Annotated in this window: 11 protein-coding genes; 4 read left to right on the top strand and 7 right to left on the bottom strand. The window is 47.0% G+C overall.

The window, feature by feature from the left end:
• The coding region (locus QUA70_RS06075) for a Calx-beta domain-containing protein (protein WP_333345586.1) at window positions 1-883 on the top strand (883 nt) is incomplete at its 5' end.
• Window positions 884-1,414: 531 nt separating this feature from the next.
• Here QUA70_RS06075 and QUA70_RS06070 read toward each other — a convergent pair.
• Entirely contained in the window at window positions 1,415-1,936 is a 522-nt protein-coding gene (locus QUA70_RS06070; protein ID WP_333345584.1) for a DUF4129 domain-containing protein, read from the bottom strand.
• A 319-nt stretch (window positions 1,937-2,255) separates the two neighbouring features.
• On the opposite strand from QUA70_RS06070, the gene QUA70_RS06065 reads away from it, so the two are divergent.
• The 3 genes from QUA70_RS06065 (at window position 2,256) to QUA70_RS06055 (ending at window position 6,686) form a co-directional block, all read left to right on the top strand.
• Entirely contained in the window at window positions 2,256-3,983 is a 1,728-nt protein-coding gene (locus QUA70_RS06065) for a diflavin flavoprotein (protein WP_333345582.1), read from the top strand.
• A gap of 335 nt (window positions 3,984-4,318) precedes the next feature.
• Complete coding sequence (locus tag QUA70_RS06060; RefSeq protein WP_333345580.1) at window positions 4,319-4,948, top strand: hypothetical protein; 630 nt, start codon at window positions 4,319-4,321, stop codon at window positions 4,946-4,948.
• The gene (locus QUA70_RS06055) at window positions 4,941-6,686 is read left to right on the top strand and encodes a diflavin flavoprotein (protein WP_333345578.1); all 1,746 of its coding nucleotides are present in this window, start codon (window positions 4,941-4,943) and stop codon (window positions 6,684-6,686) included. The genes QUA70_RS06060 and QUA70_RS06055 overlap by 8 nt, the downstream gene beginning before the upstream one ends.
• 87 nt (window positions 6,687-6,773) lie before the next feature.
• Here QUA70_RS06055 and pgsA read toward each other — a convergent pair whose 3' ends face one another.
• From pgsA to QUA70_RS06025, 6 genes are all read right to left on the bottom strand, one after another.
• The gene (gene pgsA / locus QUA70_RS06050; protein WP_333121563.1) at window positions 6,774-7,292 is read right to left on the bottom strand and encodes a CDP-diacylglycerol--glycerol-3-phosphate 3-phosphatidyltransferase; all 519 of its coding nucleotides are present in this window, start codon (window positions 7,290-7,292) and stop codon (window positions 6,774-6,776) included.
• 484 nt (window positions 7,293-7,776) lie between these two features.
• On the bottom strand, window positions 7,777-9,138 hold the full coding sequence (locus QUA70_RS06045) for a calcium-binding protein (RefSeq protein WP_333345576.1): 1,362 nt from the start codon (window positions 9,136-9,138) through the stop codon (window positions 7,777-7,779).
• A gap of 394 nt (window positions 9,139-9,532) precedes the next feature.
• On the bottom strand, window positions 9,533-11,245 hold the full coding sequence (locus tag QUA70_RS06040) for a pentapeptide repeat-containing protein (RefSeq protein ID WP_333345574.1): 1,713 nt from the start codon (window positions 11,243-11,245) through the stop codon (window positions 9,533-9,535).
• Window positions 11,246-12,383: 1,138 nt separating this feature from the next.
• On the bottom strand, window positions 12,384-13,229 hold the full coding sequence (locus QUA70_RS06035) for an ADP-ribosylglycohydrolase family protein (protein WP_333345572.1): 846 nt from the start codon (window positions 13,227-13,229) through the stop codon (window positions 12,384-12,386).
• An 83-nt stretch (window positions 13,230-13,312) separates the two neighbouring features.
• Window positions 13,313-13,978, bottom strand: coding sequence for a sugar transferase (locus tag QUA70_RS06030; protein ID WP_333345571.1), 666 nt, complete (start codon window positions 13,976-13,978; stop codon window positions 13,313-13,315).
• A gap of 319 nt (window positions 13,979-14,297) precedes the next feature.
• Window positions 14,298-16,205: a hypothetical protein gene (locus QUA70_RS06025; RefSeq protein ID WP_333345569.1), complete on the bottom strand. Its 1,908-nt coding sequence runs from the start codon at window positions 16,203-16,205 to the stop codon at window positions 14,298-14,300.
• Window positions 16,206-16,280: the final 75 nt, after the last annotated feature.

Raw genomic sequence — 16,280 nt, 5'->3', positions numbered from 1 at the left:
TGCTGCGGGGGTAACTACCGCTAGTTTCACCGTGACGGCTTTGAGTGATTTGATTTTGGAATCGCCGGAAACGGTGAATTTGGTGCTCTTCGGTGGCAATGTCGGCAGTAGTCCGTCAATTTTGACGATTAATGATGTTGTGGCGCCAACTGGGACGACGCCAACTGGGACGACGACCACTCCGGCGCCGACGGCGACAACTCCGGGGTCAACGGCTGTTCCAAACTATTTCTTCAGTGCGGCTAATTACAGCGTCAACGAGGGCAGCACTGCGCCGATTACCATCAATCGCAGTGGCAACGTTACGGCAGCGAGTGCGATTTTGTTCCGCACGGGTGACGGTAGTGCTCAGGCTACGGCGGCGGATTACGCCAGTGTGACTCAAGGGATCTTTTTTGCAGCCGGACAAACTAGCGTACAAGTTCCGGTTCGAGCTTTATTTGACAGTCTCACTGAGCCTACTGAAACGGTTAATTTGTTCTTGAGTGGTGGCAGTTTGGCTAGTCCGTCACTGGCAGTTTTGAGCATTATTGATCCTACTTTTGTGGCTCCGACTGTCTTCTTTTACGGTTCGTCTCCTGATCCTATTATTGATGGTGGTACAGGAGTTGTGATGATTAATCGGACTGGCAATACTTCGGTTTCGGCTTCGGTCGACTATTTGATTGCTGGTGGTCCTGGTGTACCTCTAAACACCATAGACTACACCATTGATCCATTGGGGAATTTTACTGGAGGCACGGTTAACTTTAATCCCGGTCAAACTAGCGTTAGTCTGACGATTAACAATCCTCTTGGTTTCACTGGTGGGTCGGTGGGTTTAGGCTTTGGCCCAGGTGCGAATGTCGGCACTCAGGGAAGCAATACAATTACTCTGCTTTAAGGCTGTTAGTAGGGCGAGGAATCCTTGCTCTACTAATAGGTCCCGCAAGTAGTTAAATGCTTTTTATTAGTGTGGCTCCTCACTACAGCTTTTTTCAAGAAAGTGAGGTACGCGGGTAAAATCTTCGCTGTGTGACAGTCGCTGGCACCGACAACTAATGGGATTCACCTACAGGGCTGATTGTGGGCGGCCTTGACCAGAATCCCATTGCTGGTGCTAGTTTCGTCGCCTTCAACCCATTGGTTAATTCAGTCTTATAGCACCCTTTTAAGGTCGTACTCTTAGATGCTACGCCCGTTATTCGAGTACGACCTTGAACCCTTGTATATTGAAAAAAGTAGATGGCAATTGGCTATTGGGCGGGGGTTTTTGAGATTGTCGGTTTTTGGCAATTATTATAGGTAAAACCCGCCCCTAAAATTATCGATTGGATATTATTTTTTTTTGGGCTTACCTACTTAATCCTTAATTTGTTGATAAGCTTGCTGACACTGTTCAAAGGTTGAGGCGGAAGCTTCCCTATTCCCAAAATCATAGTTGCTGATGTATTTTTATCAAAGTTTCGTAAGGCGCTGGCTGGGGTAATTGCTCGATTAATTGCAAATATTCGCCATCAGTGCGGCTGGGTTTGTAAACCACGGTTCCCGCATCATTTAACCGCTGCAACAAGGCTATGTAAAAACAGCGGCAAGCTTGGCGGTATTTCCCTTGTTGCTGCAAATTTTGCGATCGCAACAACCACTCTGCTACCGACAAATCTTTAATTGTTTTTTTCGCACTTCCATCAGTTGTTTGATTCCCCTTTTTGAAATTATGAATATAAAAACGTAACAGTTGCCAAATCTGCCAACTAGCCCAGACTGCGAGCACCGCTAAGATTAACCAAAAGGCGGCTTTAGCGATCGCCCCCAAGATGGGGGAATCAAACCAAGATGGCAATTTGACATTCGGTATATTTTGAGCAGTTTTTAGTTCCCACCACTCCTCTACTCGCTGTTGCCACTGTCCTAATTGCCAACCCAAATTAGTTTTATCAAATGAACTTTCAGACATAGCTTTACTTCAGTTAATCGATTTTGGCTTGTGGATTTGGGATTTTTTTATTCGATCATCTTACTGCACATTTTGTATAACTGTTAAGTTGCTACTAACTAATTGACTGCTCGATCGCAATTTCCATGCAAAACTCAGTACCTCGATCGCCCAACCGATCAAACTCGGTTGCCATAGCACACATATTTGCTTTTTGTCAAGAGATAGAGATCGGTTTTGGGATGCTTAACTGAGTGATAGGAAATTTGATAAAGATTTACAAAAGAAACGTGTCAGAATGGAAACAATAAGGTAATGGGTAAAAGACAAGGAGGCACTGATGGTAGCGCTGACTGAACGAGTCCAACGCAGATTGACGGTGGAAAAAGTCGAAATTGCCCCTGACACAACGGCAATTCGATGCCTGGACTGGGATAGAGACCGCTTTGACATCGAATTCGGACTCAAAAACGGTACAACATACAACTCATTCATCATTCGCGGTGAAAAAACAGCCCTCGTCGATACCTCGCACGAGAAGTTTCGCCAGCAATACATGGACACTCTGACGGGGGAAATTGACCCGAAAGAGATTGACTATCTAATTATCAGCCACACCGAACCAGACCACAGCGGTTTAGTCAAAGACGTGCTGGCGCTGGCACCCCAAGCAATTGTCGTGGGGGCGAAAGTAGCAATTCAATTTTTAGAAAACCTTGTACACCAACCATTTGAGCGATTGGTAGTAAAAAACGGGGATAAACTAGATTTAGGAAACGGCCACATTATCGAATTCGTATCGGCGCCGAACTTGCACTGGCCCGATACTATTTTCAGCTACGACAGCAAAACTCAAGTGCTGTTCACCTGCGATGCTTTCGGGATGCACTACTGTTCCGACAGCACCTTCGATGACGATTTAGCAGCAGTTGAGGAAGATTACCACTTTTATTATGAGTGTTTGATGGCTCCCAATGCTCGATCGGTACTCAGTGCGATGAAGCGGATGGCAGAATTGGGAGAAATTGGTTTAGTTGCGACCGGTCACGGCCCGCTGTTGCGGCACAACGTAGTCGAACTTACCGGACGCTACAAAAAGTGGAGCCAAGCGCAAGCTAAGGCAGAAACCACTGTAGCGGTATTTTACACTTCCGACTACGGATTTAGCGATCGACTCAGCCAAGCGATCGCCCACGGTATCACCAAAACTGGTGTCGCCGTGGAAATGATGGATTTGAGAATCGCCGACTTGCAAGAAGTTGCGGAACTTGTCGGTAATGCTGCCGGCATCGTAATTTGTTCGCCACCGAGTGGCGGTACTGCTGCTGTGAATGCCGAAGCCGCAATCAACACAATTTTAGTTGCAGCTAACAACAAACAATCTTTCGGTTTATGTGAATCTGGCGGCGGGGATGACGTATCTATTTACCCACTGAGAAACAAGTTCAAAGAGTTGGGTTTAAAAGAAGCATTTCCCAACATTTTAATTAAAGAAACGCCGACAGAAGCGAGTTATCAACTTTGCGACGAAGCAGGCACCGACTTGGGACAGTGGCTGACGCGGGACAAAGCTGTAAAACAGATGAAATCCCTCGACAGCGACCTCGATAAAGCCTTGGGACGAATCAGCGGTGGACTGTACATCATCACCGCTCAAAAAGGTGAGGTTAGCGGTGCGATGTTGGCTTCCTGGGTAACGCAAGCCAGCTTTAAACCGCTGGGTTTAACAATAGCAGTTGCGAAGGATCGGGCGATCGAATCCATGATGCACGCGGGAGATAAATTTGTTCTCAACGTGCTGGAAGAAGGCAATTATCAAACCTTGATGAGGCACTTTTTAAAGCGTTTTGCTCCTGGTGCCGATCGCTTTGCCGGAGTGAAAACTCAACCTGCTACCAACGGTTCTCCGATTCTGACAGATTCCTTGGCTTACATGGAATGCGAAGTAGTGAGCCGCATGGAACTTTCGGATCATCATATCGTATATGCGATCGTCGATAGCGGCCGAGTCTCGAATCCAGATGCACTGCCGGCAGTTCACCACCGAAAAGTCGGAAATCACTATTAAGAAGTCGGTTGACGGTTGACAGTTGACTGTTGTCAGTTGACTGTTGTCAGGTGCAAAGGGGAAATTCAACGATATATTATTGATCGACTGTCTGATTTAACACACCCCCAACGTATTAGTAAGGTGCGTCAGCCGATGTTTTATTCGACTTCATCATCGACTATCTACTGACGCACCCTACAATTACAGTCCAAGACGCAATAGGCTACGCAAAAACTCTCAACTTTGGGTGCTTGTGGCGCACCTTATCGGGTTCTCGGTGTTGGGTGCGCCACAAGCAGCAAACCGGGCAAACCGTTGTCATTTAGACTCCATTTTAATTAGGGGAATTGCCAATGCCGGCCAATCTTTTAGAAGACCGAGATTACACAATTATTATTGCCAGAAGCGATGCCAGCAGAGACCCTCACCATCCTTGGTACGAGGATTGGGTAGAAGCACAGGCATCTCTGATTGACTTAGCAAAAAAATGTCAGGAATTTGACAGCGACGGCATCACCCTTTACGAAGCTTCTACTCCTATGTGGAAGTATAAAAATTCAAATGTTGCTCGGTTAGCTGAAATTTTGCAGCGACAAAATACGGAACCGGATTCAGCAAAGCCGACTGCCACTCATTTGGAAGAAGCTCTGAAAGCAACTTTTAATGATTATTTCGCAAGCAAACCAAATCCCAAAGGGAAGAACGGAGCAATAATTGTTGCAGTCCTAGATAAAAAACCAGAAAATACCGCTGCTGTCGCTGAAATTATTGTAAGTGCAGCAAATAAAATAGATCAAGACGAAGAAATTGGAGTGAGCTTTATCCAAATTGGGGATGATTTGAAAACCAGGGAATTTCTGACTGACCTGGATACCAATTTACAGGGTCGAGGCGCAAGGTTTGACATTGTAGATACCAAGTTTTGGCACGAAATCAAAAGAAGTTCTGTAGTTCAGTTTCTCATAGGTGCAATAAATGACTAATACTTTGACTCCTAGACTCGCATCGGATGCCAAACCTCGCGACGTGCAGTTTATCCCGATCGCGCTCGATACTTTTATTGTGCGATCGCGCACTTGGGACAGACTCAAATTTGAAGTCGAGTATTCGCTGCAAAAAGGTACGACAGCCAATAGCTATATTATTCAAGCTGACAAAACTGCTTTGTTCGACCCGCCGGGGGAATCTTTTACTGAAAATTACCTGGAATTTTTGCAACAACGGGTGGACTTGACCAAGCTGGATTACATAATTTTGGGGCATTTCAATGCTAACAGGTCAGTAACAATTAAAGCTCTGTTAGAATTAGCTCCTGAAGTAGCTTTGGTTTGCACGAATCCCGCCGCAATTAGTTTGCGGGCCGCTTTTCCTGACCAAGAATTAAACATTATGATTGTTCGGGGAGAAGAAACTCTCAACTTAGGAAAAGGTCACGCCTTAAAATTCATCGCGACTCCAACTCCCCGTTGGCCCGATCAACTTTGCACCTACGATCCGCACACTCGAATCGTGTTCACTGACAAACTATTTGGAGCTCACGTTTGCGGCGACCAAGTATTCGATGAAGGGTGGAGCGTTTACAGCGAAGATCGGCGCTATTATTACGATTCCCTGCACGCATCTCAGGCAAAACAAGTGCTGACCGCAATGGATAAATTCGCCGATTTACCAGCAGCATTTTATGCTCCCGGTCACGGCCCGATCGTCCGTTACGGCCTTAATGAACTGAGCAATTTGTATCGGGAATGGAGCCAGCAACAAAATTCAAAAGACTTGACAGTTGCTTTGATTTATGCTTCGGCTTACGGAAATACGGCTACTTTAGCGCAGGCGATCGCCAAAGGAATTACTAAAGCCGGTGTTGCTGTAGAAAGTATCAACTGCGAATTTGCCGAACCAGGAGAAATTAAAGAGGCGATCGAAAAATGCGCGGGATTTATCATCGGAACTCCCACGCTAGCAGGACACGCTCCGACGCAAATTCAAACGGCTTTGGGAATTGTTTTATCTACCGCAACTAAGAGCAAATTAGCGGGGGTTTTCGGTTCTTTTGGCTGGAGTGGAGAGGCGATCGACTTAGTGGAAAATAAGCTGAAAGATGCCGGCTATCGAATTGGATTTGAGCCGATTCGAGCAAAATTTAAGCCGACGGGGGGGACGATTCACGAGTGTACAGAAGCGGGAACGGATTTTGCTCAAGCTTTGATTCGAGCGCAAAAATTACGGGCACCGAAACCGCAGTTAGCAGCGGGGAGCGATCGCACTGAACAAGCAGTAGGGAGACTCGTTGGTTCGCTGTGCGTAGTCTCGGCGAAGCGGGAGGATGTCACCAGTGCGATGCTGGCTTCCTGGGTGTCGCAAGCAACGTTTAATCCGCCCGGTGTGACGATTGCGGTGGCGAAAGATCGATCGATCGAATCTTTGATGTATGCCGGAGATAAATTTGTGCTCAACATCTTAGCAGAAGGGCGACAGTTGCGGAAGTATTTCATGAAAAACTTTGCTCCGGGAGAAGACAGATTTGCGGGCGTCGAAACCATGGAAGCTAGCAACGGCTGTCTCGTTTTGACTGATGCTCTAGCTTATCTGGAATGCGAAGTGATAAGTCGGATGGAATGCGGCGATCACTGGGTAGTTTATGCGGCGATTGACAACGGTCATTTGCTCAAAAATGACGGCGTGACAGCGGTGCACTACCGGAAATCTGGGACTCATTATTAAGCTACGGCTAGGACACGGCATTGCCGTGTCCCTACAAATATATCGAAGTTTTTATCTGCGTTCATCTGCGGTTTAAATAAAACCAATTTACTTGTCCTCAGCAGTCTTTTCCGGCCATAGATAAATAGCGCCAGAAATCAAAGTTAAAGCCACAGAAACCCAAAAAGCAATTAATGCGGGAAAATTCCACGCTTCAGACAAAGGAGCAATTAAAAGTGCGATCGCCACAATCTGACTTACCGTCTTCAACTTCCCCCAAATATTAGCTCCAGAAATCGTAGTTTTATTAACACGCCACCCCGCAATTGTCAACTCCCGACCCAAAATCAAAAACACTCCCCAAGCCGGGACTCGACCCAACTCAATCAACACTAAAAGCGGCGCGAGCACCAACAATTTATCCACCAAAGGATCGAGAAACTTACCCAAATCGGTAATTTGATTCAACTTTCTAGCCAAATAGCCGTCCAGCCAATCAGTAGCTGCAGCTACCACAAAAATCGCCGTGCAAATCCAGCGACTTTGCGCGCTTGGGTCGTACAAACCGTAGAGCAGAAAAGGCACTCCCAGTAAGCGAGAAAAAGTAATCAAATTAGGCAAATTCATAAATCAAAAATTAAGGGTTACTCTACGAAGGCTTTCCTTAATTTAACATTTACAGGACTGATAATCAGGTGGATTTACTTAATTTCAAAACATTCTGATTAGAGTTGTCACCAGATTGGATAATTTATTGGATCAATTTGTTGTGTCGCCTCACCCGATCGAATTCGATTTTTACTCCCGATTGGCGATCGTAAGTGGCTAGAAAAATTCTGAAACAGAGTTCACTAGCTCAGGGTAATCTTTGGTCATCCCGGCTACCTCATGGCGAAACAGGGCAGGAAAATTGGCATGAAGAAAAAGGATCTGCGGATTCCTGGTCAAAGACGAAACTCCTGCTGCCTTTAAAGAGACAGCAGGAGATAAAAACTGTCAAGGGACAGAATATAGATTTGCGCGGTGGTGGCAAGAAAACATGTACTTATTTACCGCGTATAAAGGCAGTTTGCCCTTGGTTTGGACTTAAAATTTGTTTAAGTCCCGTTAATTAAAAGGGTGATTCCTCAACGAAATGCGAGGCGTTAAATTGACGCACTCCTTGAACCACAGCTAGCGTTTCCGCTTGAGAAATCGGAATTCCGGCTTCAGGCGTGACGTAGATCCGAGTACTCGGAGTAGCAACCCCGTTAACTGTCAGCGAGATGTTCTGGAACGATAGCTGCTCAAAGGTAATCTCCTCCAGTAAGAAGTAGTCAGTCCCTTTCACGAAGTCCACGATGTAGTCACCAGCAGGAGGAGTAACAACTGGCTCACCGGGCTCGATGGGTTCGGGCTCAAAATCGGTGAACAGCAACTGGAAGTAGTCGGTGTCAGCCCCGCCGGTTAGCGTGTCGCGGGCGGTTTGAGTTTCCGCATCTTCGCCGCCAAAAAGCAGGTCAATCCCAGCACCACCGATGATGCGATCGACTCCTGCACCAGCATCCAGGAAGTCATCGCCAGCGCCACCATTGAGGACATCATTGCCAGCCAGTGTTTCAGCAACTCCGTCGTCGCCATAGATAGTGTCATTGCCACCCAGACCATTGAGGTTGTCATTGCCCTCTCCGCCATCAATGAAGTCGCCTTCAGCGCCACCCGTGATGGTTTCTAAGCCAGTGCCACCGAGCAGGGTGCTAGAGCCAGCGCCACCATTGAGGAGGTCATTGCCGTCGCCACCATCGAGGAAGTCAATGCCATCGCCACCATTGAGGAGGTCATCTCCGGCATAGCCAAACAGCGTATCATTGCCTACGCCACCATCGAGGGTATCGTTGCCACCGCCCGCTAAGCTGTCACCTTCTCCGTAGAGGGTGTCGTTGCCGCTGCCGCCAACTAGGGAATCTGCTCCCCCAAAAATTTCGCCTTTTTCATCATCGCCGTAGATCACGTCATCGGTAAAGCCGCCAATAACGGTGTCATTACCAGCACCGCCAAGCCCCGTATCCTCAAAACCCACATAGACTCGGTCATTGCCAGCACCACCATCGATGTAATCTTTGCCATCGTTGGCATCGTTGGCGTTCGAGCCTCCGTACAGGATGTCATTGCCACCCTCGCCATACAAGGAGTCTTCGCCTGAATCTCCAAAGAGTTGATCGGCTCCGCTTCCACCATACAGGTTGTCCTTCTCCAGCCCACCGTAGATGCTGTCGTTACCATCCTCACCATATAGATCGTCTTCGCCGTTTTCTCCGTAGATGCGATCGACTCCAGCACCACCATATATAGTGTCTTTGTCCTCTCCACCGTAGATGCTATCGTTACCGCCTAAGCCAGACAGCAGATCTTCCTTGCCAAAGCCGCGAATCATATCGGCGTTATTGGTTCCGGTCAGGGTATCGGATTCTGGAGTTCCATTTCTGACAGCCATAAATTTCTCCTAGTGTTATGTAAATTTCTCGTGGTTATCGAAAATTTGGGCCTTAAACCCCATCCTTCGCTTGACGGCTTGATGCTAGAATGTAAACAAGCCGCCACAGGCAGGGCATTGGGAGACTTTAAACAAACGTGGATAGAAGGTAAGACTACCTCGGTACCACATCTCAAGGTCGCGTCAAAGAATCACTGCTCATGAAGAGACGGTGAGGTATATCAAGTGAACTTGGCACATAGCCCCAAAGTTTTTAATGCACCCTAGAATTCGGTGCTTCGTTACCGCTGGCAATCCTCACAACTCCCCCTTCCAACCTTGAAAAAGGGGGGGAGCGAGGCCTCGATAGAAAAAATAAACCCTGAGCACCCATTACACAGACTCCGAATTGAGGTTACGAGAACTGGAAGGTGGGCCTGTTGGTCGAGTTGGTATTGGTGCTGATATGAGCTGCCGTAAATGAAGTGTTAGCTAGGGTGATCAACAGCGCGCCTGTGCCAAAACCGGCATCGCCAGCAATGCCATTGCCCGATCGTAATTGAGTGTTCGCGCCAGATGGCACCACATCGATCGCTGCAATGCCACTGAATGATAGGATGTCTCCGCTGGCTCCGAGGGTGAAACCATTCACGCGATCGGAACCATGACCACTGCGGTAGTGAATGGTATCTCTGCCACCACCGCCTGTGAGAGTGTCATTTCCCGCAGCACCAAACAACGCATCATTGCCCGGGCCACCGGTCAGGATATCAGCACCGTTACCGCCATCCAGGTAATCATCCCCGTCACCGCCCTGGATGGAGTCATTGCCGTCGAGCCCGAAGATATTATCTTTGCTGCCGGTTCCAGTTAGGGTATCGTTACTGCCAGTCCCGATCGTCAGACCCACAACATCGACTGCATTGACCCCGGTCAGGTTCGCCCCGACCATGGTGGCATCGGTGAAGTTGGCTTTGCCCAGGTTGGCATTGGTGAAGTTGGCATTGGTGAAGTTGGTACCGATAAAACTCCCCACCTCTAGGTTGGCACCTGACAGATCGGCGTTTCTAAAGTTGGTCAGGTGATCTCCAACCGCCTCCTTCAGGTTTGCGCCTGCCAGGTTTGCCCCTGTAAAGTTAGCTCCAGCAACATTACTCTTCTCAATAAAAGCGTTGTCCAGTTGAACTCCACCCGTCAGGTTAGCGCCAACGAGAATTGCTCCACCCAGATTGGCGTTGCTGAGATCAGCACCAACCACGATTGCATTGCTCAAATCTGCACCCTTCAGCTCTATGCCTTCTGCAATCACCTGAGTCAGGTTGGCGTTGTTCAACTCCGAATCTGCGAAACTAGCACCGCCCATTTGAGTGCGCGTACCATTTGCATGGGGGCTGAAGTCAGCACCAGCCAGATTGACATCTTCGGCACTAAAGCCAGTCATATTGGCGCCACGAAAGCGAGAAGTTGTCCGTGTCAATCCAGCGGGTGGGTCGGCATCCGTCAGATTAACCTCACTCAGGTTGGCAAGGTCAAAGATGGAGTTGCTGAGGATAATGTCTGTGAAATTAGTTGATGCGTCGAATTGAGCGCCAGTAAAGTTCGCATTGATCAACAAGGTTCCATCCAGACCAGCATCCTGGAATTTGGCATTCGTCAAATTGGCACCCGTAAAGTCAGCCGCTTTCAGATTCGCCTTATAGAAATCAGCACCCGTAAAGTTTGCTCCCCTTAGGTTCGGTCGGTTCGACTGTTCGCCGCTGAGATTGGCCTCATGGAGAATGGCATTCGTCAGGTTGGCGTTGGACAGGTTGATGAATTTTGTGCTGATCAGCGACAGATTTACTCCAGTTAGGTTGGCGCGACTGAAATTGACGTTTTCTAAGGTCGCTTTATAAAAATTCGCCGGTTCAAAGTTGGTATTGGCAGCAAAAATCGCATTCGTTGCATCTACATTCAGCAGAAATGCCTCTTCAAAGTTGGTACCTCTGAGTTGAGTGGAGGTACCTTGAGCGTTGCGCCTGAACAAGACGTTTTCCAGTCGGGCTTTGAAGAATGTGGAACCATTCAGGTTTTGCCCACTAAAGTTATTGCCGACCAAACTTTGATTGCTAAAGTTTTGCGCTACCATTTGTAGTTACCAAAAAGTGAAGACTTATGTTTTGAAAAGCATGAAGCAATTGGTCTTGACTTTAGACTTTAGACTCAAATATTTTTAATAGCTGAATCTGGTTTACATCTTATGAGCCTCCCAAATTTCCCACAAGCGGCAAATCCTTTTCTTTACACAATCTTTAAAAAAAAGCACAGTTTTATAAAGATTATGTAAATTTATTCTACCAAAGCATAAAATTTATAAAAAAAATCAGTATTTTTACATAAAAAAGCACAAACTAATTCTGACTATTCGCTGTTATGGCCTTCGTCAGGGCAACGCTCTTGACTCCTGAATTCTGCTGTAAGTGCTGCGGGTTCTGGGTATGCTGTTTTTTATTCAAAACTTACACAACTGGCACAATTGGTAGGGTTGCCCGAAACCTGAAACCCTTGATAATCGCCCGATAACCACGAGGTCTGACGCACCATACAAGTTGACTTAAATGTGACATTTGCGTAAGTCCTATGAGCTTTATCTAAGGGCGCTCGATAAGTCTATATACTTACCGATAACTATCGGTGCGAATATCCCAAGTAATTGTGAGTGGCTCTAACAATTTTTGGCATTGCTGCTAGAGGATAGAGAGCCAAACTCCCCAACCTGCAGGCAACTAGACTATTTTTTTTCTGAGAATTTTGTAATTGGAGATACAGAATTTAATAGAGAATTGTGGATTTAAAAAATATCTCGATCGACCTGCAATTCCTGGTCTTGAACCACGATCGCATTCGGCAGCTTCTGCCGCAACCAGCGGCGCAGACCAAGCACCCATAGCCCCCGCACAAATCGCCTGATTAATCCCCACCCGCGACATTCCCGCGCGGCTGACCAAAGTATTCAATTCGCGGTTAAACTACTGCACAAAAGGCAATCCCAGCAAGCGATAAAAAGTAATCAAATTAGGCAAATTTATAATAGATAGGACTAAGACCAACTGGAAAATCAAACAAAGGTATGTAGTTGCGCTTTAGCGCTCTTTCCTAAGCTAAGAGCGCTAAAGCGCAACTACATACCTAAAATTTAACCCTATTTGTGAAAGTTGGCCTTAATCCTAATAGAAAAAAGCTCGGCAACGCGCAGTGTAACGGATGTAACAGATATCAGGAAGAAGTCAGAAGTCGATCGCGCAATTCATTAACTGTCGATCCAGTTTTATGATATAATCTCTGCCGTAAGATAGATTTTCTAATCCTTGTATTAGATTTTCTGGCAGGTCTTGGGCAATTTCACTGCTACAGGAACCAGCAGCTAAAGCAATAGTTGCTACTGTATCGACATCTCCCGAAAAGGCAATGCAAGCTTGGAGCAGTTTGCTCATACTATCATGGAGCATCACCGCAGTAATAGCTGCTCTAACACAGACCAAACCTTTAGCGCTAACTTCTCCTTGCCAAGGTATCGACCACTCACCAGCTACGTGCTTTTCTAGAAAATTTCCCAAGTTCTTCTTTAAACCTAGCTGATAAATAAAGTAATGGGACATCAAAGCGGCCGCTATAGCTGCTTTAATACCATCAGGAGTGTTGTGAGTAATTGCAGCTTGAATGGTAGCATTTTCGATTACTTTTTCAATACTAGGAAAAATGCCAATGGGGCCTGCTCGCATCGCCGATCCGCTTTTATCGCTAGAGGAGTGAATTTTTTCTAAGAATTCTTTTCCGTCTTGAACTTGTAGCAAAAAATTGTAAAATTTGCCAGCATAACCAAATCGCCGATCGCGCTGAAAAGCTGCAACAAATTTGCTGGCTAAAAGTTCCGGTGTCCAAGGTTCTCGGCTGACGATAGCTTCTGCGACGGCTAAACTCATCTGCGTATCGTCGGTGTAACATCCAGGCTGGATCTCGTGACGGGGATGCTTGATGTAGCCGTTGAGATTGTTGTACAATTCGATCGTCTGCTGGTCAACAAATTCAAAACCCGCACCGTAAGCGTCACCAATCGCTAATTCTATTAACATATATTTAATCTGTTTCCTACTATTTCATCCCCTGTTGTTTCCTAAAATTTAAAATCCAAAAACACCCCAAAATAGCAAATCTATTAACACGCACCGTTTTTGCTGAAGACCACCCAAATTGTTTTGCAAATCAGAGTGATGTCGTAGAAAACAGACCACTTACCCTGATAGTCTAGATCCATGCGGACAATCTCGTCAAAGTCTTTAACTCCAGAGCGTCCGTTGACTTGCCACTCCCCAGTCATACCGGGTTTGACATTTAAACGTTGCCAGTGAAAATCGTCATAGGCAGCAACTTCATCAGGGGTGGGCGGTCGAGTTCCCACCAAACTCATGTCACCGACTAACACGTTCCAGAATTGAGGCAACTCGTCCAAACTCGTGCACCGCAAGAAGCGGCCGACGCGGGTAATTCGCGGGTCATTTTCATTCTTAAAAATGTGACCCTTGGCTTGGTTGCTAACTAAATGTTTGAGATTTTCTGCACCGACAACCATCGATCGAAATTTCCACATTCTGAAATGCTGACCTTTCACCCCACAGCGGACTTGACTGTACAGCAGCGGGCCAGGATTGTCCAACAGCATCGCCATTGCCACCGGCACCGCTACCGCAGCAGTAATTGCCAGTCCCAGCAGCGAGCCCAAAATATCGATCGCCCGCTTTACCTTGCTCGTTACGGATCGGTGGTGCTGTTGTTTTGATACACAGACTTTGTAAGTAAATTCTTGAAAGAATAAGGACAGCATTTCTGATAATGATGATTTCGACGAGGCACCCATCGGAAATTTCATATGATTTGTCTCAACTTCAACGATCTCTTACGTCCATCTTATTAGCCATCCCAAATCTGGAGAACATGAAATACTCAGCTTTGCACAATCTTTAAAAAGCAATCACACTTTTATAAAGTTTCTATGTATTTTTTATAAAAACCTATAAACTTTAAGTAAATTCACGTAAATTTACAGAAAAAAGTTAGTCCTGGACGCAAAACAACCTGGTTTCGACTAGGACTCTTCCCGGAAGACAGGGAGGATTCTACTGAGAAACCGGGTTTTTTGCCGTTTAGCGATAAATATCTGTGCGAACATCCCAAGCAAGTGTTAGCGGATCTAACAATTTTTGCTGGCTGCTAGAAGCGAGTTTGCCTAAATATTCGCGAACAACAGAGGCGTGTTCGAGATTCAAACGATAGCCCCGTGAGACATCTTCAAAGAAAAGTGGCTCGGCCAAAATTGCTTCCCAATCGGGATTTTGTCTCGACTCCTCGGCCAACAGCATGAAATCTTCCTCCGCAGGCACAACTCCCGCCGGCAAATTTCCTTCCAAAATCCGCAGAATCCGGGGTTCGCAGGTGCGGGTATTCACGCCCTGGCGTTCCAACAACTGCAAAATTTTCTGAAAACTCAGAGTTTCGTCACCCAAAACCTGCATTAATTCCCACAGCAGAAAAAAGTCGCTGTACTGCTGCTGCGACACATCCAAAATTTGAGGGTAGAGAGCCAAACTCGCCAACCCGCAGGCAACGCGACCAATTTTTTGGGAAAAATTGGTACTTTGAGATACAGAATTTAATGTAGAATTGTGAATCTCAAAAATATCTCGATCGACCTGCAATTCCTGGTCTTGAACGACGATCGCATTCGGCAGCTTCTGCCGCAACCAGCGGGCGATCGCAGGCCAAGCACCCATACCCCCTGCACAAATCGCCTGATTAATCCCCACCGGCGACATTCCGGCGCGGCTGAGCAAAGTATTCAATTCGCGGTTCAACTGCTGCACAAAAGGCACTAAAACTAGACTTTCAAAATCTTTGCGCTTTACATCCCAATGGTGCTCGTCAATATCCAAAACAAAACTTTTTTGATGTTGCAAAATAACTTTTATTTGCCTTGCCGCCTCTAACAATTGCAGGCCAAAAGCAGAACCTTGTAACCGCTGCTGCAATTGATAGCGGCTCGGCAAATCTGGATGCCCCGGACGTGGCAAATCGATCGACATTCCCCAAGTTTCATTTTTAGCCAACAACTGACAGATAATATCTTGATCGAAAGCATCGCCAGCAAAAGCAAAACTGTGGCAAGTAAAATCAGCACGAGTTAAATCTTGAAGATTGGACGGCAACTCAACTAAAGCTAATTCCACCGTCGCCGCCCCCGCATTCAAAATCAAAGTTCCCCCGCTAAAAGATGAAGCATTCACACTCAGCGGTGCAGCTTCTTCAGCGTCCTTAGCAGAATCCACGGCTGACGACGGCACTTCTTTAGCATTTTTTACAGGAGTTACAGCAGCAAGCAAAGTGGCGATCGCATCTTCCACCACAAAAATTTGCGAACTCGAAGCCACCAGAGACGCGCCCAAAACAGCCTCCCGCAGATTAAACCGATAAACATCCGACCAACCCGCCGGAGTCCCCAAAATTACACCCCGCAAGTCTAAAAGCGCCCCATCAAGAGTTTCTGGCGTCAGTCCCGAAGCCCTACAGATTAAATTAGAAACTGGCAATCCTGCAAAATTCGCCCTCGACATTGCAGAATCCAAAGTTTCCCCTGATTCGGCAAATTTTTGCCCCTGCTTCCTCGGATTCAAAGTAGCCAGCAGCGCCCGCACACCTTGCAGCGGCAAGGCGATCGAAAAAGCCTGCAAGGGCGACCACTGCAAAAGCGGTTCGTACATCCCCTCCGCTTCCCGCTGATAAGGAATGCCCACCTTTAAAGGCAATTTAAAATTTTCCAGTAAAAATTCTTCTGCAGGCAAAGCCTGGGGTCGGAATCCCACCGACTTGACTGTCACCTCTGATCCTCGGCTTCCTGGGGCTGTGTTCGCCAGCACCGCAGCCGAGGGAATCCGAAAGCTGCCGTCTGCTGCCCAAGCCTCAGCCCGCGATGCTTCCCAGTAAATCGGGTGCAACTGGCCACTGGTGCGATCGAGCAAAGCCGCAGACAGGCCGCTGGAGGCGAAATCAATGCCCAAATACCAGCTAGAATTCGGGCGTTCTCGGGATTGGGCGATCGCACCTGCAACAAAAGGAGGCGCCGACTCTTGCTG

It is taken from the genome of Microcoleus sp. LAD1_D5 (genome assembly GCF_036702115.1).
GTDB lineage: Bacteria > Cyanobacteriota > Cyanobacteriia > Cyanobacteriales > Microcoleaceae > Microcoleus.
This window is presented reverse-complemented; position numbering and strand designations above follow the sequence as displayed.